The sequence below is a fragment of the Roseococcus sp. SYP-B2431 genome (genome assembly GCF_004336745.1).
In the GTDB taxonomy this organism is placed as follows: Bacteria; Pseudomonadota; Alphaproteobacteria; order Acetobacterales; family Acetobacteraceae; genus Roseococcus.
The window spans coordinates 72305-95913 of record NZ_SJXD01000030.1 but is presented as its reverse complement, the minus strand read 5'-3'; the positions used below and the strand labels follow the sequence as shown (position 1 = coordinate 95913).

Annotated in this window: 20 protein-coding genes and 1 tRNA gene; 5 read left to right on the top strand and 16 right to left on the bottom strand. The window is 70.5% G+C overall.

Annotated features, from left to right (window positions below):
* Positions 1–108: 108 nt before the first annotated feature.
* From atpD to EJV46_RS21660, 8 genes are all read right to left on the bottom strand, one after another.
* Positions 109–1536, bottom strand: coding sequence for a F0F1 ATP synthase subunit beta (atpD, locus tag EJV46_RS21695; RefSeq protein WP_131550823.1), 1428 nt, complete (start codon positions 1534–1536; stop codon positions 109–111).
* Between the two features lie 27 nt (positions 1537–1563).
* Positions 1564–2451, bottom strand: a complete 888-nt coding sequence (locus EJV46_RS21690) for a F0F1 ATP synthase subunit gamma (RefSeq protein ID WP_131550822.1) — start codon at positions 2449–2451, stop codon at positions 1564–1566.
* Between the two features lie 33 nt (positions 2452–2484).
* A complete protein-coding gene (gene atpA, locus EJV46_RS21685; protein WP_131550821.1) occupies positions 2485–4017 on the bottom strand; it encodes a F0F1 ATP synthase subunit alpha in 1533 nt (510 codons plus the stop codon).
* A gap of 1 nt (position 4018) precedes the next feature.
* Entirely contained in the window at positions 4019–4609 is a 591-nt protein-coding gene (gene atpH, locus EJV46_RS21680; RefSeq protein ID WP_165585673.1) for an ATP synthase F1 subunit delta, read from the bottom strand.
* Positions 4610–4704: 95 nt separating this feature from the next.
* Positions 4705–6213, bottom strand: coding sequence for a GTPase family protein (locus EJV46_RS21675; protein WP_131550819.1), 1509 nt, complete (start codon positions 6211–6213; stop codon positions 4705–4707).
* Positions 6214–6223: 10 nt separating this feature from the next.
* Positions 6224–7414 carry a DUF697 domain-containing protein gene (locus EJV46_RS21670; RefSeq protein ID WP_131550818.1) on the bottom strand — a complete coding sequence of 397 codons (1191 nt, stop codon included), beginning with the start codon at positions 7412–7414 and terminating at the stop codon, positions 6224–6226.
* Between the two features lie 62 nt (positions 7415–7476).
* Positions 7477–8121 carry a CoA transferase subunit B gene (locus EJV46_RS21665; RefSeq protein WP_131550817.1) on the bottom strand — a complete coding sequence of 215 codons (645 nt, stop codon included), beginning with the start codon at positions 8119–8121 and terminating at the stop codon, positions 7477–7479.
* 143 nt (positions 8122–8264) lie between these two features.
* Positions 8265–8975, bottom strand: a complete 711-nt coding sequence (locus tag EJV46_RS21660; RefSeq protein WP_131550816.1) for a CoA transferase subunit A — start codon at positions 8973–8975, stop codon at positions 8265–8267.
* Positions 8976–9100: 125 nt separating this feature from the next.
* Between EJV46_RS21660 and EJV46_RS21655 the strand changes: the two genes are divergently transcribed.
* From EJV46_RS21655 to EJV46_RS21635, 5 genes are all read left to right on the top strand, one after another.
* Positions 9101–9176, top strand: a tRNA-Ala gene (locus tag EJV46_RS21655).
* A gap of 250 nt (positions 9177–9426) precedes the next feature.
* Positions 9427–10449, top strand: coding sequence for an amino acid ABC transporter substrate-binding protein (locus tag EJV46_RS21650; protein ID WP_131550815.1), 1023 nt, complete (start codon positions 9427–9429; stop codon positions 10447–10449).
* 14 nt (positions 10450–10463) lie between these two features.
* On the top strand, positions 10464–11795 hold the full coding sequence (locus tag EJV46_RS21645) for an aspartate aminotransferase family protein (protein ID WP_131550814.1): 1332 nt from the start codon (positions 10464–10466) through the stop codon (positions 11793–11795).
* 110 nt (positions 11796–11905) lie between these two features.
* Complete coding sequence (locus EJV46_RS21640) at positions 11906–12889, top strand: tripartite tricarboxylate transporter substrate binding protein (RefSeq protein WP_131550813.1); 984 nt, start codon at positions 11906–11908, stop codon at positions 12887–12889.
* A 5-nt stretch (positions 12890–12894) separates the two neighbouring features.
* On the top strand, positions 12895–13923 hold the full coding sequence (locus EJV46_RS21635) for an amidohydrolase (protein WP_131550812.1): 1029 nt from the start codon (positions 12895–12897) through the stop codon (positions 13921–13923).
* On the opposite strand, the gene EJV46_RS21630 is transcribed toward EJV46_RS21635, so the two are convergent.
* From EJV46_RS21630 to EJV46_RS21595, 8 genes are all read right to left on the bottom strand, one after another.
* On the bottom strand, positions 13913–14860 hold the full coding sequence (locus EJV46_RS21630; RefSeq protein WP_165585672.1) for a cation diffusion facilitator family transporter: 948 nt from the start codon (positions 14858–14860) through the stop codon (positions 13913–13915). The genes EJV46_RS21635 and EJV46_RS21630 overlap by 11 nt on opposite strands.
* Before the next feature lie 134 nt (positions 14861–14994).
* Entirely contained in the window at positions 14995–15624 is a 630-nt protein-coding gene (locus EJV46_RS21625; protein WP_165585671.1) for a glutathione S-transferase family protein, read from the bottom strand.
* Positions 15625–15775: 151 nt separating this feature from the next.
* A complete protein-coding gene (locus tag EJV46_RS21620) occupies positions 15776–16750 on the bottom strand; it encodes a DUF808 domain-containing protein (protein ID WP_131550809.1) in 975 nt (324 codons plus the stop codon).
* Positions 16751–16849: 99 nt separating this feature from the next.
* Complete coding sequence (acs, locus tag EJV46_RS21615) at positions 16850–18790, bottom strand: acetate--CoA ligase (protein WP_131550808.1); 1941 nt, start codon at positions 18788–18790, stop codon at positions 16850–16852.
* Between the two features lie 184 nt (positions 18791–18974).
* Positions 18975–19337 carry a hypothetical protein gene (locus EJV46_RS21610; RefSeq protein WP_131550807.1) on the bottom strand — a complete coding sequence of 121 codons (363 nt, stop codon included), beginning with the start codon at positions 19335–19337 and terminating at the stop codon, positions 18975–18977.
* 233 nt (positions 19338–19570) lie between these two features.
* The gene (locus EJV46_RS21605) at positions 19571–21013 is read right to left on the bottom strand and encodes an amidohydrolase family protein (RefSeq protein ID WP_165585670.1); all 1443 of its coding nucleotides are present in this window, start codon (positions 21011–21013) and stop codon (positions 19571–19573) included.
* A gap of 67 nt (positions 21014–21080) precedes the next feature.
* Positions 21081–22040 (bottom strand): tripartite tricarboxylate transporter substrate binding protein, encoded by a 960-nt coding sequence (locus tag EJV46_RS21600; RefSeq protein WP_131550805.1) that lies wholly within the window; start codon positions 22038–22040, stop codon positions 21081–21083.
* A gap of 197 nt (positions 22041–22237) precedes the next feature.
* The gene (locus tag EJV46_RS21595; RefSeq protein WP_165585669.1) at positions 22238–23596 is read right to left on the bottom strand and encodes an ATP-binding protein; all 1359 of its coding nucleotides are present in this window, start codon (positions 23594–23596) and stop codon (positions 22238–22240) included.
* Positions 23597–23609: the final 13 nt, after the last annotated feature.

The window sequence follows — 23609 nt, the reverse complement described above, 5'->3', positions numbered from 1 at the left end:
CGGCCGGCGCCGCCCACTCCACCTTCCGGCCCGGCGCGCCAGTGGCGCGGCGAAGCCAAGCGAGCGGAGCGAGCGCCCGGCGCCTGAGGGCGCAAATATCCAGGCCGCTTACGCGGCCTGCTTCAAGGTTTCCGCCTTCTTGGCGGCCTCTTCAATGGTGCCGACCATGTAGAAGGCGGCCTCCGGCAGGTGGTCGTACTCGCCGTTGCAGATGGCGGCGAAGCTGCGGATCGTGTCCTCGAGCTTCACGAAGACGCCCGGCGTGCCGGTGAAGACCTCGGCCACGTGGAAGGGCTGGCTCAGGAAGCGCTGGATCTTGCGCGCGCGCGCCACGATCAGCTTGTCCTCTTCCGAGAGCTCGTCCATGCCCAGGATGGCGATGATGTCCTGCAGCGACTTGTAGGTCTGCAGGATCTTCTGGACCTCGCGGGCCGTCTCGTAATGCTCGTTGCCGACGACGCGGGGGTCCATCGCGCGCGAGGTGGAGTCGAGCGGATCCACGGCCGGGAAGATGCCCAGCTCGGCGATCGAGCGGTTCAGCACGGTCGTGGCATCAAGGTGAGCGAAGGAGGTCGCGGGGGCCGGGTCGGTGAGGTCGTCCGCGGGCACGTAGATGGCCTGCACCGAGGTGATCGAGCCCTTCTTCGTGGAGGTGATGCGCTCCTGGAGGGCGCCCATGTCCGTCGACAGCGTGGGCTGATAGCCCACGGCCGAGGGGATGCGGCCCAGCAGCGCCGACACCTCGGCGCCCGCCTGCGTGAAGCGGAAGATGTTGTCGATGAAGAAGAGCACGTCCTGGCCCTGCTCGTCGCGGAAGTACTCCGCCATCGAGAGGCCCGAGAGGGCGACGCGGGCGCGGGCGCCCGGCGGCTCGTTCATCTGGCCATAGACCAGCGCCACCTTGGAACCCTCGGTCGTGCCCTCGCCGAGCTTGATGACGCCGGCATCCACCATCTCGTGGTAGAGGTCGTTGCCCTCGCGCGTGCGCTCGCCGACGCCGGCGAAGACGGACACGCCGCCATGGCCCTTGGCGATGTTGTTGATCAGCTCCTGGATGGTCACGGTCTTGCCCACGCCGGCGCCGCCGAAGAGGCCGATCTTGCCGCCCTTCAGGTAGGGGGCCAGCAGGTCGATGACCTTGATGCCGGTGACCAGGATCTCCGCGCTCGTCGCCTGCTCGTCGAAGGCGGGCGCCTCGCGGTGAATCGGGTAATACATGGTGGCCGGAACCGGGCCGCGCTCGTCGATCGGCTCACCGATGACGTTCAGGATGCGGCCCAGCGTGCCGGGGCCCACGGGGACCGAGATGCCCTTGCCCGTGTCGGTCACTTCCGTGCCGCGGACGAGGCCGTCCGTCGTGTCCATGGCGATGCAACGCACCGTGCGCTCGCCGAGATGCTGGGCGACCTCGAGGACGAGGCGCTGCTCGCCGATGTGCAGCTCCAGCGCATTCATGATCGCGGGGAGCTCGGCGGGGAACTGCACGTCCACCACGGCGCCGAGCACCTGCGTCACCTGACCGACATTGTTCTTCATCGCCCGGATTCCTTCGTCATGCGGCGCTTAAAGGGCTTCTGCACCCGAGATGATCTCGATCAGCTCGCGGGTGATATTGGCCTGGCGCGTACGGTTGTAGTTCAGCGTCAGCTTGTTGATCATCTCGCCCGCGTTGCGCGTGGCGTTGTCCATGGCGGTCATCTGGCTACCGTAGAAGCCGGCGGCCGATTCCAGCAGCGCGCGATAGACCTGGATGGCCAGGTTCTGCGGCAGCAGCTTCGCGAGGATTTCCTCTTCCGTCGGCTCGAACTCATAAAGGGCCGGAGCCCCGTCGGCCGGCGACGCCTGGACCAGCTCGGGCATCGGCGCCGGGATGAGCTGCTGCTCGACCGGCGTCTGGCTGATCACGTTCTTGAAGCGGTTGTAGACGAGGGAACAGACGTCGAAACCACCCCCCTCCAGCATCTCGGTGACCTGCCGGGCGATCTCGGCGGCATCCTCGAAGCTCACGACCTTCTTGCCGGCGAGGCTGGCCTCGCCGATCACGCGGCTCGCCAGTTCCCGCTTCAGGTAGCTCGACGCCTTGCGGCCGACCGTCAGCAGCTTGACGGTCTTGCCCTCGGCCTCGAGGGCGCGGACGCGGTTCCGGGCGAAGCGGCCCACATTGGTGTTGAAGGCACCCGCCAGGCCGCGATCCGCGGCGACGACCACGAGCAGATGAACCTGCTCGGAGCCGGTGCCGACCAGCATCTTCGGCGCGTCGGGGCTGCCGACGACCGAAGCGCCGAGCGAGGCGAGCATGCGCTCCATCCGCTCGGCATAGGGGCGCGCGGCCTCCGCCTGGGACTGCGCACGGCGGAGCTTGGCGGCGGCCACCATCTTCATGGCCTGCGTGATCTTCCGCGTGGACTTCACGCTGTTGATCCGCAGGCGCAGGCTCTTCAGGGTCGCCATCTCAATGCGTCTCCGCCGGGTCTAGCGTGGTGTTCAGGCGAAGGACTTGGCGAAGCCGTCGAGGAAGGCGACGAGCTTGGTCTCGGTCTCCTTCTTGATCTCGCGATCGTTCCGGATGGCCGCGACGATGTCCGGCGCGCTCGCCTTCAGCTCGCTCAGCAGGCGCGACTCGAAGGTGCCGACCTTGTTCAGGGGCAGCTTGTCGAGATAGCCGCGCGTGCCGGCGAAGATGGCGATCACCTGGTCCTCGACCGCGACGGGCTTGAACTGCGGCTGCTTCAGCAGCTCCGTCAGGCGGGCGCCGCGGTTGAGCAGCGCCTGGGTGGAGGCGTCCAGATCCGAGGAGAACTGCGCGAAGGCCGCCATCTCGCGATACTGCGCCAGCTCCAGCTTGATCTTGCCGGCCACCTGCTTCATCGCCTTGATCTGCGCGGCGGAGCCGACGCGCGAGACCGAGAGGCCGACGTTCACGGCGGGGCGGATGCCCTTGAAGAAGAGCTCCGTCTCCAGGAAGATCTGGCCATCGGTGATCGAGATCACGTTCGTCGGGATATAGGCCGACACGTCGCCGGCCTGCGTCTCGATGACCGGCAGCGCCGTCAGCGAGCCCGCACCGAAATCGTCGTTCATCTTCGCCGCGCGCTCGAGCAGGCGCGAGTGAAGATAGAACACGTCGCCCGGATACGCCTCGCGGCCCGGCGGGCGGCGCAGCAGCAGCGACATCTGGCGGTAGGCGACGGCCTGCTTGGAGAGGTCGTCGTAGAAGATGACCGCGTGCATCGCGTTGTCGCGGAAGAACTCGCCCATCGCCGCGCCGGTGTAGGGCGCGAGGAACTGCATGGGCGCCGGGTCGGAGGCCGTGGCGGCGACGACGATCGAGTATTCGAGCGCGCCGTTCTCCTCCAGCGTCTTCACCAGCTGGGCGACGGTGGAGCGCTTCTGGCCGACCGCGACGTAGATGCAGTAGAGCTTCTTGCTCTCGTCGCCGCCGGCGTTGACCGTCTTCTGGTTGAGGATGGTGTCCACGATCACGGCCGTCTTGCCGGTCTGGCGGTCGCCGATGATGAGCTCGCGCTGGCCGCGGCCGATCGGGATCAGGGCGTCGATGGCCTTGATGCCCGTCTGCATCGGCTCGTGCACGGACTTGCGCGGGATGATGCCGGGCGCCTTCACCTCGGCGCGCTGGCGCGTCACGTCGGTGAGCGGGCCCTTGCCGTCGATCGGGTTGCCGAGGCCGTCGACCACGCGGCCGAGCAGGCCCTTGCCGACCGGCACGTCCACGATGGCGCCCGTGCGGCTCACCGTGTCGCCCTCGCGGACGTTCAGGTCGGAGCCGAAGATCACGACGCCGACATTGTCGGTCTCGAGGTTGAGGGCCATGCCCTTCACGCCGGAGGCGGGGAAGTCCACCAGCTCGCCGGCCATCACGTTCTGCAGGCCGTAGACGCGGGCGATGCCGTCGCCGACCGTCAGCACGGTGCCGACCTCGGCCACATTGGCTTCGGCGTCGAAGCCCGCGATCTGCTGCTTGAGGATCTCAGAAATCTCGGCCGGACGGATTTCCATCTCAGGCGGCTCCCTTCATGGCGAATTGCATGCGCTGCAGTTTGGACTTGAGGCTGTTGTCGAAGAGGCGCGAGCCGATCCGCACGATGAGCCCGCCGAGGATGGCGGGGTCCAGCGTCTCGGCCAGCTTGACGCCGGAGATGCCGCTCTCCGTCAGCCGCGCGACGATCTGCGTGCGCTGGACATCGGTGAGCGGGAAGGCGGTGGTCACATGCGCGACCTGCTGGCCGCGGCGCTCGGCGAGCTTGGCGCCGAAGGCCGTCGCGACGGCGGGCAGGCGGCTCAGCCGGCGGTTGTTCACGAGGACGCCGACCAGCTTGCCGACCTCCACGCCGATGCCCTGCGACTGGAGGATCGCCGCCATCGCCTTCTGCTGATCGGCCGCGCCCCGGCGCGGATCGGCCAGGAAGGCGCGGAACCCGGCATCGGCCGAATAGAGGCCCTGAAGCTTCTCGAGATCGGCGGCGATACGGTCGAGCGCGCCGGGATCGGACTGACGTGCGTCGTCAGCCAGGCCGAGCAGGGCCAGCGCGTAGCGCTCGTCGACGCCGCCAGCCTGGGGCGCGTTCGGGGAAATGGTCTCGACGGCCACCTTGCTGTCCCGGTTCAAAGGTTTCAGCCAGGGCTTTCCCTGGCAAAGCGAGGCGGCTCTATCACACGCATGACGCCACGGCAACCAAGCGGAGCCTACTGTTTCACCGCCGATTTCAGAAGTCTCCAGCCGCCGCGCAAGGCCCGGTTTGCCTCGACCAGAGCGGAGGGCACCGCGCCCTCGTCGAGCAGCCGTTCGTTGCGGGCGCGGCGCGCGGAATCCAGCTCGGCGACGAGGCGCTCCCAGAGGAGATCGACGTTCCAGGCCGGCGCGCCTTCAGGCAGCGCCACGGGGATGACGGCCTCCTGCGGCAGCAGGAGCGTCGCCGCCACGGCATCGCGCGCGGCCCGGATGCTGCGCGCCTTGGCGCCTGCGGGGGCGTCGACGTCGTAGGGCGGCGCCCATTCGGAGGCGGGGCGCAGCAGGTCGGCATGGGTCATGGCGGCCAGGATCGGCGGCGGCCGGCGGCTGCGCTGCCCGCCGGCCCAGCCGCGAAGGGCCTCCAGCGCCGCCACGTCCGAGCCACGCCCGGGCTGGGTCGCGGAGGCGACCCAGAGGATCATGTCCGCCCGCTCCGCCTCGCGCAGGAAGCGCCCGGCATCGGTGAGCGGCGGCATGTCGGCGATGTTCAGCGCCGGCCGCCCGTCCACCGTCACCAGATGCTCGCGCACGGGCCCTTCGCTGGGCAGCGGGCCGACATGGGCCCGGGCGGCGCCGGCCAGCGCGTTGAGCAGCGAAGACTTCCCCGCCTTGGCCTGGCCCACCAGGAGCAGTCGCGGCGGCGCTTCGGGCTCGGCCGCCTCGGCATCGGCGCGGGCGAGCTCGGCCAGCTCGATCGAGGAGAGCCGCAGCCGGCCGGAATAGAGGTCGATGGCGGCGCGGCCGGTCTCGTGGATCAGCCTGGCTGTGGCCGCCCGGCGCAGGTTGTTGCCGAGGAAGCCGCCCGTGGCGCCGAAGGCCAGGCGCTGTCCCTCCTGCGCCACCGCCTGGATCGGGTTCGTCGCGGCGCGGGCCACACGGTAGATGGTCTCGCCCACGTCGTAGGCCATTTGCGCCGCGGCGCCGTAGCGGTCCACCAGCCGTTGCAGCCAGAGCGCGTCGCTGATGCGGATGCGCGACGAGCCCGGCAGCTGGATCACCCATTGCCGCAGCCGGTGCGCCACCTGCTCCGTCACCAGCAGGGCCTCGGGCAGGGTGACGCGGGCCATCGGATCCGCGAGGCCCGGATGGAAATGGGTCGCGACCAGATCGATCGTCTGGCGGGACAGCTCCTCGGCGCGCTCCAGCGCGTCGAAGTCGAGCGGACTGGCCTCCTCGGCGAAGCGGACGACCTTGGCCCAGGCCTCGGCCTCCTCCGCGTTCCAGCCCGATTCGGGACGGTCCTCGCCGGCCGCCAGCGCGGCGGCCCTGGCGCGGGCCCGGCGGCGCAGCAGCACGCGGATCGGCCAGCCGACCAGGCCCAGCGCGGCGGCCGCCACCGCCCATTCCAGGACGCGATGATTCTCCCAGAGCCAGAGCAGGCCCAGCCCGAAGAGCGAAAGCCAGGGCAGGGCCAGCAGCACGGCCAGGATCAGCTCCAGCCAGTGGCGCCGGGCCCAGATCATGTCCGCCCCCTCATGCCCTTTTGGCGCGCCAGGCGCGGAAGGCCTCGCGATAGGCCTGCCGGACCTCCTCGGGCGGCGCGGATTGCCCGGCCCGGGCTCCGCGCAGGAAGACCAGCGCCGCCTCGCCGGTCCCGGCGGTGAAGGCGGCGGCGGTGCCGGCGTTGAGCGCCATGCCGGCCGCCGTGCCCAGGACCGGGACGAGCTTCACCGCCTCGGCCACGAGATAGCGCGCGCCGAACCAGCCGATCGTGCCCACGCCCAGGCTGCCGGCGAAGGCGCCGAAGAGGCTCGGCGTCCATTCCACCTCGTAGCGCCGGGCGAGGCGGTTCAGCATGGCGCCCTGCATGGCGGCGAGGCCCGCCATGCCGGCCAGCGGAATGGGCACAGCTCCCGCGGCGGCGGCCAGGGCGACATAGGCGTAGACCGTGCGCCGCGCGGCGCGCTGGCGGCGGTCGTTGCCCTCGTCGGCCCGGGCGGCGTGCAGGGCGTCGAGCGCATCAGGCAGCGCGGCTTCCAGGGCGGCGTCCAGCGCCGCGAGCCGGTAGGCCTGGGGCTCGAAGCCGTCGCCGGCCTGGGTGAAGTCGACCGGGACGAAGACCGGGGGGGTCTCCCCGGGCAGGCCCCGGAAGAGGCCGCGCTGATAGGCCAGCGCATCGGCCAGCGACTCGGGCAGCTGCGCCTCGTCGAAGCTCGCGGGATGGCCGGTGCCGGGCGGATAGCGGCGGTGCAGGCCGGTCTGGGCGACCACCAGGGGCCAGTCGGGATGGCGGCGGCGGGCCTGGCGCAGCACCTTCATCACCGGCTCCTGCGCCGGGTCGTCCACCTGCATGACGACCAGGAGGAGATGCGCCTGCGCCTCGCACCAGGCGATGTCCTCGGCGGGGTCGTAGCCCGCCTCCTCCAGCCCGCGCGTGTCGAGGAAGCGCAGGAAGGGCGCCTCCTCCGGCACGTCATAGAAGGCGGCCTTGCGCGTGCAGGGCTGGTAGCCCTCGCCGATCTCGGCGCGCGGGTCGCCGGTCAGGGCCGAGACGATGGCCGTCTTGCCCGCGCCGGTCTTGCCGATCAGCCAGATGACCGGCGCGGCCGAGCGGGCCTGGGCCCGGAGCTCCTTCTGGGAGGCATCGAGGTCCGTGGCGAAGAGCGCGGCCTTCACCTCGGACCAGAGCTGGCCCAGCCGTCGAAGGCCGGAGGGAGCGAACATGCTAGATGGGTTTCCGTGGCATTTCAGTCACTGCAACCCCTCCGGCCGCCTCCCGTCGCGCGCTACAGCGCGACGTGGAATTCCGCCGCGGTCTTGGACCTCAGCTCGTCCAGCGTGACCTCCGGCGCCAGCTCGACCAGGCGCATGCCCTCGTCGCCCCGGCGGTCGATGCGGAAGACGGCGAGTTCCGTGATCACCATGTCCACGACGCGCGAGCCGGTCAGCGGCAGCTCGCACCGCTTGAGCAGCTTGGGGACGTCGCCCTTGGCCGTGTGCTCCATCAGCACCACCACGCGCTTCACGCCGGCCACGAGGTCCATGGCGCCGCCCATGCCCTTCACCATCTTGCCCGGAATCATCCAGTTCGCGAGGTCGCCGTTCTGGGCGACCTGGAGCGCACCGAGGATCGACAGGTCGATATGCCCGCCGCGGATCATGGCGAAGCTGTCGGCGCTGCTGAAGATGCTGGTCGTCGGCAGCATGGAGACGGTCTGCTTTCCGGCATTGATGACGTCCGGGTCCTCGGTGCCCTCCACCGGGAAGGGGCCGATGCCGAGCATGCCGTTCTCGCTCTGCAGCTGGACGGAGATGCCTTCGGGGATGTGGTTGGCCACCAGCGTCGGGATGCCGATGCCGAGATTGACGTAGAAGCCGTCCTCCAGCTCGCGGGCGGCGCGGGCGGCCATCTGGTCGCGGTTCCAGGGCATGGGTCAGGTTCCTTGCGGAGAAGTTTGGAAGATCCGGCCGCACAGCGGGCGGCGCGCCGCGACCGACCGCCGCGCCGGGCGATCCCTGTCAGGGCGCGAAGCCAAGGCCGCGGAGCGGCCGCCCGGCGTTTGAGGGCAGGGCATCATGCAGCCTTCGGCCGCACCGTGCGGTTCTCGATCAGCTTCTCGTAATCCGCGGGCAGCGCGACGATGCGCTTCACGAAGACGCCCGGGGTGATGATGTGGTCGGGGTCGATCTCGCCGGCCGGCACCAGGTGCTCGACCTGCGCGACGGTCACCTTCGCGGCCGTCGCCATCATCGGATTGAAGTTCCGCGCCGTGCGCCGGTAGACGAGGTTGCCCTCGGTGTCGCCCTTCCAGGCATGGACCAGCGCCACGTCGGCCACGATGCCGCGCTCCATCACATAGGTCTCGCCGTCGAAGACCTCGGTGGGCTTGCCTTCGGCCACGGCCGTGCCGACGCCGGTCTTGGTGTAGAAGGCCGGAATGCCCGCCCCGCCGGCGCGGATGCGCTCGGCCAGCGTGCCCTGCGGGTTGAACTCGATCTCGAGCTCGCCGGCCAGGAACTGGCGGGCGAATTCCGCGTTCTCGCCCACATAGCTGGCGATCATCTTCCGGATCTGGCGGGTCCGCAGCAGCTTGCCGAGGCCCACATCGTCGATGCCGGCATTGTTGGAGACGACCGTGAGGTCCTTCACGCCGGATTCCTTGACCGCCTCGATGAGGACGGCGGGGATGCCGCACAGGCCGAAGCCGCCGGCATGAATCACCATCCCGTCCTTCAGCAGCCCGGCCAGCGCGGCCGTGGCATCCGGATAGACCTTCTTCGGCATATATCGTCCCCTCGCTCGGTGCCGGGAAGCTACCCGCGCCGCAGCCTTCGCGAAAGTCCGGGCGAAAGTCCGGAGGTGGGGGATTGCGGGGTCCGTGGAGCGCGGCTATACGGCCGCCTCCCCGGGGGGCCATAGCTCAGTTGGTAGAGCGCTTGAATGGCATTCAAGAGGTCGGCGGTTCGATTCCGCCTGGCTCCACCACCCGGGGTTCCAGCTGATCGTTTTACGCACACCGAATCCGCCTGGGGGCGGCAACCGGCCTGCACTCGCTGTTCCTCGGCCGCGGCGATCCGCCGGATCGCGAGCCTCTCGCCCGGGGAAAGGCGCCCGAATCCGGCTCGGTTCGCCGTTGCGGTGCATTCATGCTGTGCTTACGCTTCCCTCCGCATCGTGATCCCACGTCCTGTCACTGCCGCCTGGAAACCATCGCCTGGAAAAAGGAGGCGCGCCCTTGCGTCACGCCCTACTCCGCCCGCTCGCCGCGGCTGCCGCGCTGTTGCTGGCCGCCGCGCCCGCCTTCGCCGGGGCCACGCTCGACAGCATCCGCCGCAATGGCCATGTGCGCTGCGGCGTCTCCACCGGCATCGCGCATATGTCGCTGGCCGACAGCACGGGCCGCTGGCAAGGCTTCGACGCCGAGATCTGCCGCGCCATGGCCGCCGCCGTCTTCGGCGACCCGGAGAAGGTCCGCTTCGTGCCCACCACGGCGCAGACCCGCTTCACCGCCCTGCAATCGGGCGAGGTGGACATGCTGACGCGCACGACCGCGCTCTCCATCTCGCGCGACAGCACGATGGGCCTGACGCAGACGGTGGCCCACTTCTTCACCGGCCAGGGCATCCTCGTGCACCGCCGCACCGGCGCGACGAAGGCCACCGACCTCGACGGCGCCACCATCTGCGGCACCACGGGCAGCATCGTCGAGCGCAACCTCGAGGACTTCGCGCGGACCCACAACATCCGCTTCCGCACCATCTCCTTCGAGACCCAGCCCGCCGTGCTGGAAGCCTTCCTGGCCGATCGCTGCGACGCGATCAGCAACGACATGATCAACCTCTCGGCCAACCGCCTGGCCGCGCCCGATCCGAATTCGCTCGTCCTGCTGCCCGATCTGATCCAGAAGGAGATGCACGGCATCCTGGTGCGCAACGGCGATGCCGAATGGGCCACGCTCACGCGCTGGACGGTCTTCGCGCTCATCCAGGCCGAGGAGTTCGGCATCACCCGCGCCAATGCCGAGGAGATCCGCCGCACGGCGACCGACCCCGCCATCCGCCGCTTCCTCGGCCTCGTCGAGAATGTCGGCACCGGCTTCGGCGTCTCCGCCAACTTCGCCTATGACGTGGTCCGCGCGATCGGCAATTACGGCGAGCTCTATGAGCGGACCGCCGGCGCCGGCGGCCTCGGCATGGAGCGCGGGCCCAACCGCATCTGGACGCAGGGTGGGCTGCTCATCTCCTGGCTCTGGCAATGACAAGGAACGCCTTCATGTCGCCGCTCGACACCCTCGCCGCCCCGCGCAACACCGACCTCGACACGGCCCTCGCCGAGGCGCGCGAAAGCTACACCGCCGCCCGCCCCAAGAGCGCCGCCGCCTATGAGCGCGCGAAGCAGGTCATGCCGGGCGGCAACACGCGCTCGACGCTGTACTATTCGCCCTTCCCCACGGCGATGGAGAGCGGCCAGGGCTGCTATCTCAAGGACATCGACGGGCACGACTATCTTGACCTCTGCGGCGAGTACACGGCCGGCATCTTCGGCCATTCCGAGGCGCGCATCCTCAAGGCCATCGAGGGCGCGATCGGCCGCGGGCTGAACCTCGCCGCCGCCGGCGAGCGCGAATCGGTCTTCGCCGGCATCATCTGCGCGCGCTTCCCCTCGATCGAGCTGGTGCGCTTCACCAACAGCGGCACGGAGGCGAACCTCTTCGCCTTCTCCGCCGCCCGCGCCTTCACCGGCCGGACGCGGCTGCTCGCCATGAACGGCGGCTATCACGGCGGCATGATGACCTTCGTGGGCGGCGGCAGCGCGGTGAACGCGCCCTTCCCCGTGACCCTCGCGCCCTACAACGACATCGAGGCGACCCGCGCCCTCATCCGCGAGCACAAGGACGAGCTGGCGGCCATCCTGCTCGAGCCCATGATGGGCAGCGGCGGCTGCATCCCCGCCTCGCGCGAGTTCCTGCAGATGCTGCGCGAGGAGGCCACCGCGCACGGCATCGTGCTCACCTTCGACGAGGTGATGACCAGCCGGCACAGCGCCGGCGGGCTGCAGAAGATTCACGGCATCACGCCGGACCTCACGACCCTCGGGAAGTACATTGCCGGCGGCATGTCCTTCGGCGCCTTCGGCGGGCGGGCGGACATCATGGGGATGTACGACCCCGCGAACCCGAAGGCGCTGCCCCATGGCGGCACCTTCAACAACAACGTGCTCTCCATGTCGGCCGGCGTGGTCGCGATGGGCGAGATCTTCACCGAGGAAACCTCGGAGGCGCTGCGCGCGCGCGGCGATGCGCTGCGGGACGCGCTCAACGCCGTCTGCGCGAAGCACAGGGTGCCGATGCAGTTCACCGGCATCGGCAGCATGATCCAGCCGCACTTCCGCAGGGAGGAGGTGCTGCGCCCCTACGCCTCCAGCGCGACGGAGGACGGGCTGCGCGAGCTCTTCTTCCTCGACCTCATGGCGGCCGGCATCTACATCGCGCGGCGCGGCATGGTGGCGATGAGCCTGCCGGTGGGCGACGCCGAGTGCGCGCGCTACGTCGCCGCGGTGGACGCCTTCTGCGCGGCGCGGAAGCCGCTGCTGGGCGAGGCCTGACACCTTGTAGGGACGCCGCGCCGGCCGTGGCTCTGGCCGGGCGCGCGATCACCTGACATGCTGCCCGCAAGGCCACCCCGGGGAAGGGGCGGCCATGAGGGAGTGCCCGCATGCCGAAGCCGCTTCTCCGCGTTCCGCGCCGCGCGATTCTCGCCGGCGGCGCCGCCGCCCTGGCGGCGCCCGCGCTCGCCCAGGCCCCGTGGCCCAACCGCCCGGTCCGCATGGTCGTCCCCTGGCCCGCTGGCGGCGCGGCCGACCTCACGGGCCGCATCTACGCCAATGCCCTCTCGCAGAAGACCGGCCAGCCCTTTGTGGTGGAGAATCGCGGCGGCGCCACGGGCGTGATCGGCGAGCAGGCCGTGATCCAGGCCCCGGCGGACGGCTACACGATCATGAACGAGTCCACGCCGATCTCGATCACGCCTGCGCTCATGCGGGACCTGCCCTTCTCGCCGATGCGAGAGTTCCTGCCCGTCTTCCAGACCATGAGCGTGCCGCAGCTCATGCTCCTGCATCCCAGCGTCCCCGCCCGCTCGGTGGCGGAGGCGATCGCGCTCATCCGTGCCGCGAACGGCAACTTTCCCATCGGCTCCTCCGGCAATGGCTCGATGCAGCACCTCGTGATGGAGCTCTTCGTGCGGGGTGCCGGGCTCCGCGCCACGCACGTCCCCTATCGCGGCGGCGGACCGGCCCTGGCAGACCTGCTGGCCGGCTCGATCCCCATGTATTTCGGCAACGTCAACAGCGCGGTCCCGCATGTGCGCAGCGGCAGCCTGCGGGCGCTCTGCCACACGGCCGGCACGCCACGGATCAACGCCTTCCCGGACCTGCCGGCGCTGTCGGAGACGATCCCGGGCTTCGAGACGGCGGAGTGGAACGGCATCTTCGTCCGGGTCGGGACGCCGCCCGAGATCGTCGCGCGGCTCAGCGCCCTGCTGAACGAGATCGTCGTGGAGCCCGCCATTCAGCAGACGCTGCGCAACGGCGATCTGACGGCCGGCCCCAACACGCCGGAGCAGTTCGCCGCCTTCTTCCGCTCCCAGACCGAGAAATGGGGGAAGTTCATTCCCGAGGCGAATATCCGGCTGGAGTAGCACCGATGAGCGTCCACCTGACGGCCGGCGGCCATGTCCCCATCGACGAGGCCTGGCTGGCGAAGAACCGGGAGCCGATCCTCGAGCCCGGCCTGCCGATCATCGACCCGCACCATCATATCTGGGACCGCCACGGCGAGACCTACCTGTTGCCGGACCTGCTGCGCGACACCGCCACCGGCCACGACATCCGCGCGACCGTCTTCATCCAATGCGCCTCGATGTACGACGAGACGGCCGAGCCGGCGCGGCAGCCGCTCGGCGAGACGCGCTTCATGACGGAGGTGGCGAAGGCCGCCGAGGCCGGGAGGACGCGCGCCTGCGCCGGGATCGTCGGCCTGGTGGACCTGACGCTCGGCGAGCGCGTGACGCCGTTGCTGGAGGAGCACGTCGCCGTCTCGGGCGGCCGCTTCAAGGGCGTGCGCAACCGCACCGCCTGGGATCCTTCGCCGCGCGTGCGCACCAATCTGGAGGTGCCGCCGCCCGGGCCGCTGAACGATCCGGCCTTCCAGGAGGGCGCGAGGCGGCTCGGCGAGCTAGGCCTGACGCTCGACGTCTGGGCCTATCACGCGCAGCTTCCGCTCGTGCTCGATGTGGCGCGCGCCGCACCGGGCACCACGGTCGTCATCGACCATTGCGGCGGCCAGCTCGGCGTCGGACCCTACGAGGGCAAGGCGGCCGAGGTCTTCGCCGACTGGCGCAGATCGATGGCCGCCCTCGCCGCGCTGCCCAATGTCCTGGTGAAGCTCGGCGGGCTGGCGATGGAGGTCAGCGGCAAGCAGTGGCACACGCGCCCGACGCCGCCGACCTCCGAGGAGCTGGCGGAGGACTGGCGCCCTCAGATCGAGACCTGCATCGAGCTCTTCGGCACCGGCCGCTGCATGTACGAGAGCAATTTTCCCGTGGACAAGGGCATGTGCGGCTATGCCGCGCTGTGGAACGCCTTCAAGCGGCTCTCGGCCGGCGCCAGCGCCGACGAGAAGACGGCGCTCTTCTCCGGCACGGCGGCGAGGGCCTACCGGCTCAGCGTCTGAAGCGCCCGGGTTTGAAGCTGTGGGCCACGCGCGGGATCACCAGGACCTGCGCCTGCGGCATGCGCCGGCGGACATGGTCCGCCAGCCGTTCCGCCACGGCCTCCACCTCGCCGAGGCTGCGGCTGGGCGCGAAGCCCACCTCGATCTCGATCCAGGCGTCGCGCCCTTCCGTGCGGGTGCGGACGGCGCAAAGCTCGTCGTAATCCTCGAACTGGCTGGCCAGCGCGTTGTTGATGATGGCCTGCCGCGACTCGCCCAGCGCGCGGTCGAGCAGATGCGGCAGCGCGTCACCGACGATCTTCACCCCGAAGCCTACCATGGTCACCAGCACCAGGAGGGAGCCCAGCGTGTCCGCCCAGGCGCCCGTCGGCATGTCGTGGAAGGCAGCGTTCACGCCGACGGCGAGCGCCACGCCGATCGAGGCCAGCGTCTTCATGAGCCGCGAGGCCAGCTGGCCGCCCAGGATGACCGAGGTGCCGTCGCGCGTGACCCGCCACAATCGCCGGAGCACGTAGCCGTTGATGGCGAGGTTCGCCCCCGACGCGGCGAGCGCGAAGAGCAGCCCGGTCTCGCTCTGCTCCGGATTCGAGCCGCTGCGCAGGTAGGTCGCGACGGCGAGCCAGAGCGCGGCCAGGATCATGGCCGCGCCGACGACCAGGTTCAGGAACTGCTCGAGCTTGCGGGTGCCGTAGTCGTAGCCGCCGATCCGGCCGCGATGGATCTTCCGCAGCAGGACGAACAGGAAGATGTCCAGCACCGTCAGCAGCGCGCCGCGCAGCCAGTCGCCCAGCAGTGTGAGCGAGTTCGCCCAGATCGCGGCGACGAGCTTGGCGAGGTTGATGGAGACGTCGAGCACGGAGCCGGTCAGCATGGCGCGCTCGCGCGCCCGTGCCGCCTCCCGCTCGTCGATGGCCGCCTCGCCGATCCTTGTGTCCATATCCCCCGCGACGCCGGCCCGGCCGCCTTTTTCGGACGCCATCCAAGCCTGCGCGGCGCATTTTCACAACGGTGATCGGCGGATCTCGGAAGGGGCCGCCCGGCGGGCGCGGCGCGCCCCGTCCGCCTCCCTGGTCATGGCAGCCCGTTGCGGATGTGGCGCCGGAAGGCCGGCCGCTCCGAGAGGCGCTCATAATAGGCGCCCAGGGCCGGCATCTCCGGCTTTTGCGGCAGCTTCGACATGGCGAACCAACGGTGCACCACGAAGCCGGCCGGGATGTCGGCCAGGGTGAACTCATGCCCGGCCAGGAAGGGGCCGCCGGCGGCGAGCGCGGCATCGAGCTGGCCCATGCGCCTGGCGTATTCCGCGCGGCCGACTTCGAGGAACTGCGGCTGGCACCAGGGCTCCAGCCCCAATTCGCCGCCGAGATAGGCGCCGCGCATGGCGACCGTCATGTCGTAGGCGACCCAGTCCATCCAGGCCTCCACATGCGCCCGCTGGATCAGCTCGCGCGGGTAGAGCGACCAGGCATGCTCGCGCGCGGCCAGGTAGCGCAGGATGACGTGGGATTCGCGGAGCGCGGCCTCGCCGTCCAGCAGCACGGGCACGGTGCCGAAGGGGTTCAGCGCCAGGAATTCCGGCACGTTCGTCGGCCGGAAGTCGCGGCCCCAATCCTCCTGCGCGAAGGCGAGGCCGAGCTCGTCCAGGAGCCAGAGCACCTTGCGGACATTGTAGGCGTTCCTGCGCCCCAGAAGCTTGAGCATGACGTCCCTTCCCCGGCCGATCGCGAGAAGGTCGTGCGAGGCGGCAGTGGTGTAAAGCTTCGGCAGGGCCACGCCCGCGTCGGGGGACGGCTCCATTCCATCGAAGGCGGGGTGCCGGGCCGTCAGGGGCGCCGCTCCCCGGACGGAGCGCTCAGCCCGGCGCGCGCCGCAGCCGCATCGCCAGCGGCGCCAGCACATGCTCCACCAGCGGGATGATCGCCGCGCCCACCGCCAGCCCGACGAGCCCGGAGACGGCAGCCGTGACTATCCAGCCCAGCACCCCGCCCCAGCCCCAGCCCCAGCCCCAGCCTGCGGTCAGCCCGTGAAGGAAATGCGGAAGGCCGCCATAGCCGTAGCCTTCGAAGCCGTGCAGCAGGATCCCGCCGCCGACCCAGAGCATCGCCGCCGTGCCCACCACGCCGAGCAGCTTCAGGAACGGCGGCATCCCGACCACGAGGCCCCGTCCGATGGCGCGGACGGCCGCGCCGCCGCCATGGCGCCCGCTCGCCAGCGCCACGCCGGCATCGTCCGCCTTCACGATCAGCGCGACGGCGCCATAGACCCCGGCCGTGATGCCGATGCCGACGACGGCCAGGATCAGCGCCTGCGTCCACAAGGAGCTTTCGGGGATGGTCGCGAGCGCGATGGCCATGATCTCGGCCGAGAGGATGAAGTCGGTCTTGATGGCGCCGCTGACCTTGACGTCTTCCAGCGCCAGCGCGTCCTTCGCCGCCTCGCCGACGGCGGTCTCGTGCGCCTGCGCGGCGTGCGGCCAGAGCGCCTCGTAGACCTTCTCGGCGCCCTCGTAGCAGAGGAACGCGCCACCGATCATGAGCAGGGGCGTGACGGCCCAGGGCGCCAGCGCGCTCAGCGCCAGCGCCGCCGGCAGCAGGAAGACCAGCTTGTTCTTCAGCGAGCCGACCGCGATCCTGCGGACGATCGGCAGTTCGCGTTCGGCGGCGAAGCCGGTGACGTAGCGCGGCGTCACGGCCGCATCGTCGATCACCACGCCCGCCGCCTTGGCGCCAGCCTTCGCGGCCTGGCCGGCCACGTCGTCGAGCGTGGCGGCGGCGACCTTGGCGAGGCTCGCCACATCGTCCAGCAAGGCGATCAGGCCGGTGGCCAAGGCCTACCCTCCACGAAAAACATGTCCGGAGGGTAAGCCCGCCGCGCGGCTTCCGTTGCAGGCGTCGCGCGCATTCGTGACGGCGCGCACCGGCCGGCTTCAGCCCGCCACGCGGTTCTCCACCAGCTCCGTCACCACGGCAGGATCGGCGAGGGTGGAGGTGTCGCCCAGGCTATCGGTCTCGTTGGCGGCGATCTTGCGCAGGATCCGGCGCATGATCTTGCCCGAGCGCGTCTTGGGCAGGCCCGGCGCCCATTGAATGGCGTCCGGCGTCGCGATGGGGCCGATCTCCTTGCGGACCCAGGCGACCAGCTCCTTCTTCAGCGCGTCGGTCGGCTCCTCGCCGGCGTTCAGCGTGACGTAGCAGTAGATGCCCTGGCCCTTGAGGTCATGCGGCATGCCGACCACGGCCGCCTCCGCCACCTTGGGATGGGCGACCAGGGCGCTCTCCACCTCGGCCGTGCCCATGCGATGGCCGGCGACGTTGATCACGTCGTCCACCCGGCCGGTGATCCACCAGTAGCCGTCGGCGTCGCGGCGGGCGCCGTCGCCGGTGAAATACTTCCCGGGGAAGGTGGAGAAATAGGTCTGGATGAAGCGCGGATGGTCGCCATAGACGGTGCGCATCTGGCCGGGCCAGCTGTCCGTGATGACGAGGTTGCCTTCCGTCGCGCCCTCCAGGATTTTTCCATCCCCATCCACCAGGGCGGGGAATACGCCCGGCAGGGGCAGCGTCGCGGAGCCCGGCTTCTGCGCCACGGCGGCCGGCAGCGGCGAGATGAGGATGCCGCCCGTCTCCGTCTGCCACCAGGTGTCCACGATCGGGCAGCGCTCGTCGCCGACGACGCGGTAGTACCAGAGCCAGGCCTCGGGATTGATGGGCTCGCCGACCGAGCCCAGCACGCGCAGCGATTGGCGCGAATGCTTCTTCACCGGCGCCTCGCCCTCGCGCATCAAAGCGCGGATGGCGGTGGGCGCGGTGTAGAAGATGTTCACCTGGTGCTTGTCCACGACCTGCCACATGCGGCCGAAATCGGGGTGGTTGGGCACGCCCTCGAACATCAGCGTGGTCGCGCCGTTCGCGAGGGGGCCATAGACGATGTAGGTGTGGCCGGTGACCCAGCCCACATCCGCCGTGCACCAGTAGATCTCGCCCGGGCGGTAGTCGAAGACCAGCTCATGCGTGAAGCTGGCCCAGACCATGTAACCGCCCGTCGTGTGCAGCACGCCCTTGGGCTTCCCGGTCGAGCCCGAGGTGTAGAGGATGAAGAGCGGGTCCTCGGCATTCATGCGCTCGGGCTCGCAGGTGGCGGGCTGGGCGCCGGCGGCCTCGTGCCACCAGATGTCCCGGCCCTCCTGCATGGCGACCGGCGTGCCCGTGTTGCGGACCACCAGGACATTCTTGATCGAGGGGCAGGTCTTCAGCGCCTCGTCGGCATTGGCCTTCAGCGGCACCTTGCGGCCACCACGGCGGCCCTCATCGGCCGTCAGCAGCACCGAGCATTCGGAATCCTGGATGCGCGAGGCAAGGCTGTCCGGGGAAAATCCGCCGAAGACGATGGAATGCACCGCTCCGATGCGCGCGCAGGCCAGCATGGCCACCGCCGCCTCGACGATCATGGGCAGGTAGATGCAGACCCGGTCGCCCTTCTTCACCCCCAGCGCACGCAGGGCATTGCCGATGCGGCAGACCTGGGCGTGCAGCTCCGAATAGGTGGTCCTGGAATCCGCCGAGGGGTCGTCGCCCTCCCAGAGGATGGCCACCTGGTCGCCGCGTCCCGCCTCGATGTGGCGATCCAGGCAGGAGACGCTGGCATTCAGCTCACCATCCTCGAACCACTTGATCGAGACGTCGCCCGTGAAGTCGGTGTTCTTGATCTTCGTCGGCGCCTTCATCCAGGCGATCCGCGACATTTCCTTGCGCCAGAACCCGGCCGGGTCGCTCGCGGCCTCCGCGACCATGGCGGCACGGATCTCGGCCGTGATGCGGGCGGTGCCGGCGATCTCCGGCTTGATGGCGATGAGCGTGTCATCGGTCATGGGCGGTCCTCCCTGGACGCGATTTTTCCACTGGGACAAGGCCATGCCCGGTCGGCCCGCGTCAATCATGGGGCGAAGCGGACGAGAAAAAACCCCTCCGGAAAGCGCCGGAGGGGTCCGAGGTGCCGGCCGCCAGTCAGGGCCGGTTGGGTTGGGAGAGACTGTCTAACGCATGACCTGGCAATTAGTTTGCACGCGGCGTGTTCGGGGCCGGCGTGGTCGATGCGGTGCCCGAGGGCGTGGCGGGGCGCAGGGGGGCCGCGGCCTGGCCATTCGCGGGGCGTGGCGCCGTCACCTGGCCGGCCGGATGGGCCGGGGTGGCGGGCGTCGCGGCCTGGCGGGACGGGGCCTGGACCGCGGGCGCCTGGACCGAGCCGGTCACGCGGGGCGCGGTCGCCGAACTGCCGGGGAGCGAGGGCGCCGCCGCCTGGGCGCGCACGGCCGGGGCCTGGGCGGTGCCGGCGACGGGATCGGCCGCGAAGGCCGGGGCGCCGAAGCCGACGAGCAGGGCGGTGGCGAAAAAGGCGGGGCGGATGTTCTTCGTCATAGCGTGTGTTCCTCCTTGGGGAACCGCGCCGGTCCGGGGTGGAGCGGCGCGTGGGAGGAAGGTTGCCGGCCGCTCGTGAAGGGTCTTGGGCGGCGGCAAGGTGGTTTGAAGGCGGGTGGGGCGATTTCGGGGCGGTTGCGGCAGGCTGCCATCTTCAGAAGGTCGGCGCGGCGTCCGGCCGAACTTGCGCCGCCCTCAATGGCCGGGCCTGACCTACCGCCACCCTGGGCGGCTTAGGACCTGGGCCCCACGGGCGCCAGGTCCACGCGCGTCCTGCCGTCGGCGACGGCGGTGGGCAGCGGCCTGAATCCTTCCGGCACCTCGATCTCCGGCTTCTCCGCGAAGAGCCGCGCCCAGGCCCGGTTCGACACCTCGTCCGCCTCGCGGAGGATCTTCGCCTCGTCCATGGTGAGGATCTTCCCCTCGCGCATCACCCACTTGCCGTCGACCATCACGTCCTCCACGTCGCGCGCCTGGCCCTGGTGCACGAAGACCGACACGGCGCGCAGGAAGGGCACCAGATGCGCGCGGTCCGTCCGGAACATGATCAGGTCGGCGAGGTTCCCCTCCGCCAGCCAGCCGCCGTCCCTCACGCCCATCGCCTGATAGCCGTTGCGGGTGGCCCAGCGCAGCGCCTCCTCGGGCGAGGGGCTGCGGCCGTCCTGCCGGCGGATGCGCTCCATGAACAAGCCGGTGCGCATCACCTCCACCATGTCCTCGGCCATGTTGTCGGTGCCCATGCCGACGTTGCAGCCGGCCTGCTCCATCTCGCAGACCCGCGGCGACAATCCCCGCCGCGCCGCGATGGCCGAGTTGAAGGCCACGTTCACCTTGTGCCGGCCCAGGATCTTCTCCTCGATCGGCGCCATGCAGCGGCAATGGGCCGCGACCATCCGGTCGTGCAGGAAGCCGATGCTCTCCAGATACTCGCTGGGCAGCATGTTGTGATGCGCCTGCACGGCCGCGACCTCACCCCAGATCTGGTTGAGGTGGATGGTGCAGACCGTGTCGAGCGACTGCTGCAGGGCGCGCAGCTCCTGCAGCAATTCCGTCGAGCACATGTCCGGCGCCCAGGCCGAGACGCCCACGCGGATGCGCCCCTCACCCGCACCGTCCCACTTGGCGTGGAGGCGCTTGATGCGGTCCACGCCCGCCTTGCCGACCTTCTCGTCGCGCACGAACTCCGAGGGGTCTCCGATGGAGGTGCCGATGCGGTCCCAGCTGCGCTCGGCAAGCACCATGCGCAGGCCGGTGTCCAGCATCTCCTGCGCGTAGTTCTCGATCTGCGCGGCGTCCTCCAGCACGGCGGTGGTGCCGGAGCGGATGGCCTCCAGCGCGCCGAGCTGGCACATCACCGCCTGCTCGGCCGGCGAGAGGGCGGGCAGCGGGATGGGCGAGAGGCCGCCGCAGAAGGGCGGCTCGTGCGGCGGGGAGAGGTCCTCGAAGACGCCGCGGGCCAGCGTCATGACGAAATGCGTGTGGATATTGGCGAAGCCCGGGAAGACGGCGCGGCCGGTGCCGTCGATCACCTCGGCCTTGGGATATTTCGCCGCGATCTCCGCGGTCGGGCCGATCGCGGCGATGCGCTTGCCCTCGACGGCGATCGCGCCGCCGTGATGGATCGTGCCGGCGGCATCGCCGGTCACGATGGTGGCATTGGTGATCAGCAGGACCATTGGCGCGTTCCCCAACATTGCTTGACGCATTCTCGAAGACCGGGCGAGGCCGCCCGGCCCGAACTCCCTATTCGGCCTGGATGTTCGCCTCGCGGACCAGGCGCGTCCAGTCGGCGCGCTCGCGGCGCATGCGGTCGTCCAGCTCGGCGCCCGTGCCGAAATCGGCGATGGAGCCCAAGGTGAGCATCTGCGCCACCGTCCCGGGCTGCGTCATGACGGCGCGGAAGGCGTCCTCCAGGAGCTGCCGCCGCGCGGGCGGGATGCGCGCGGGGGCGAGCACGCCGTTGAAGCCCATCAACCCCCATTCCACGCCGGCCTCCTTCGCGGTGGGCACGTCGGGGATGCTCGGCTGGCGCGTCGGCGAGGAGATGGCGAGGACGCGCGCGCGTCCGCCCTCCACCGCGCCGCGGAAGACGCCGTAATTGCCGATCATCAGCTGCACGTCGCCGGCGAGCAGGCCCTGCAGGGCCGGGCCGGTGCCGCGATAGGGCACGTGCGTCATCTCGACGCCCGCCGCGCGTCGCCAGGATTCATACGCGAGATGCGGGCCGCTCCCGATGCCGGCCGAGCCGAAGTTCAGCGCCCCCGGGCGGGCCTTCAGCATCGCCACGAACTCGGCCTGCGTCCGCGCCGGCAGGTTTGCTGGGACGACCAGCACAAAAGGCCCGGCGGTGAGCCGGGCGACCCCGGTGAAATCGCGCTGCGTGTCGAAGGGCAGGTTCGGATAGAGCGCGTGGGTGATGCCGAGATTGCCGTTGTCGCCCATGAAGAGCGTGTAGCCGTCGGCCTCGGCGCGGGCCATGTATTCCATGGCGATGTTGCCGTTCGCGCCCGCGCGGTTCTCGACGACCACCGGCTGGCCGAGACGCTCGGACAGCCGCTGCATGATCGGCCGCCCCACGGTGTCCACGCCGCCGCCCGGCGGATAGCCGATGACCAGGCGGATGGGCCGCTCCGGAAACTGTCCCTGCGCCAGCGCCGGCGTGGCGAGCGGGGCGAGCAGCAGGGCGCGGCGGATGACGTTCATGCGGAAACCTCCCAGGCTTGGCGATCGGTATCCGGCTTCGCGGGACCGAGGCAGGGGTAGGGTGGCGGCAAAATGCACGGCTGGCCAGACAATGTGCCCAAGGCACAGGCGATCGGCCACGCGGCTGCCTCGCGGCACGCCAGGATCCCGCCGGCCCTGGCAGCGGCCGGAGATGTCCCGCTTTCCCCCCGGGCGCCTTACTCTCCCGGCACCCAGACCTTGAAGGTCGAGCCCAGCCCCATCTCGCTCTCGATCGTCAGCTGGCCACGGTGCCGCGCCAGGATGTGCTTCACGATGGCGAGGCCGAGCCCCGTATTGCCCACCCCGCGCGCCCGCGCCTTGTCCACGCGGTAGAAGCGCTCGGTCAGGCGCGGGATGTGCTCGCGCGCGATGCCCGGGCCGTCGTCGCGCACCGTGAAGGTCACGCCCTCGCGCGCGCCCTGGCGGCCGTGCCCGGCCTCCAGCCGCACCTCGCGCGTGGCGTGGCGGAGGGCATTGTCCAGCAGGTTGCGCGCGACCTGGGCGAGCTGGTCGGCATTGGCCGGCGCGGCGGTGAGCGGCCCCTCGGGCAGGGCGAGGGTCAGATGCACGCCCCTGCCCGCGAAGAGCGGCTCCAGCGCGGCCGCCTCGGCCTGGAGCAGGGCCAGCAGGTCGGCCTTCCCCTCGGGCGCCTGATGCTCGGTGATCTCGACCCGCGAGAGGCCGAGCAGGTCGTCGATCAGCCGGCGCATGCGCTCCGACTGCTCGGCCATGATGCCCAGGAAGCGGTCCTGCGCGACGGGATCGTCCTTGGCCGGGCCGCGCAGGGTCTCGATGAAGCCGATGATGCTGGCCAGCGGGGTGCGCAGTTCGTGGCTGGCATTGGCGACGAAGTCCACGCGCATGCGTTCCACGGCGCGCGCGGCCGTGCGGTCGGTCAGCACGACGAGCAGCTTGCCGCCATCGGCCAGCGGCGGGTTCAGCGCGAGGACCTGCGCCGAGAGCTCCCGCGTCAGGCTGCCGGGCAGCGCCAGCTCCGTCGATTGCGGCCCGTCGTCGACCAGGGCGCGGTCGAGCGCGGCGGCCATCAGCGGATGGCGCAGCAGGGCGCCCATGTCGCCGCGCGCCGCTCCTTCGCGCTGCAGGCCGAAGACGCGCCGGGCCGCGGCGTTGGCGCGCAGGAGTCTCCGGTCGGCGCCAAGGATGAGCAGGGGGTCGGGCAGGGCCTCGACGATCGCCTCGTCCGAGGCGCGCAGGCGGGTCACGAGCGCGGCCCGCGCCTCTAGCGAGCGGGCCAGCCGGCCTAGCCCCTCCTCCACCCGGCCGATGGCCGGCAGGCGCGGGATGGGCAGCGGGGCGCTGAAGGGGCCCTCCTCGTCGGCGGCGCGGTGCAGCACGGCCGCCAGCCGCGAGACGGCGGAGAGCCAGAACCAGGCCAGGCCGAGGGCGGAGGCGAGGCAGAGCAGGATGGCCAGGGCGGCGGGGCCGGCCCGCAGCTCGCCCATCGCCGCCAGCGCGAGGAGCGTGAGGGTTGGTGCGCCTCCGATCAGCGCCGCGGTGGCGAGGAGGCCGCCCATGGGTGTCGTCTTC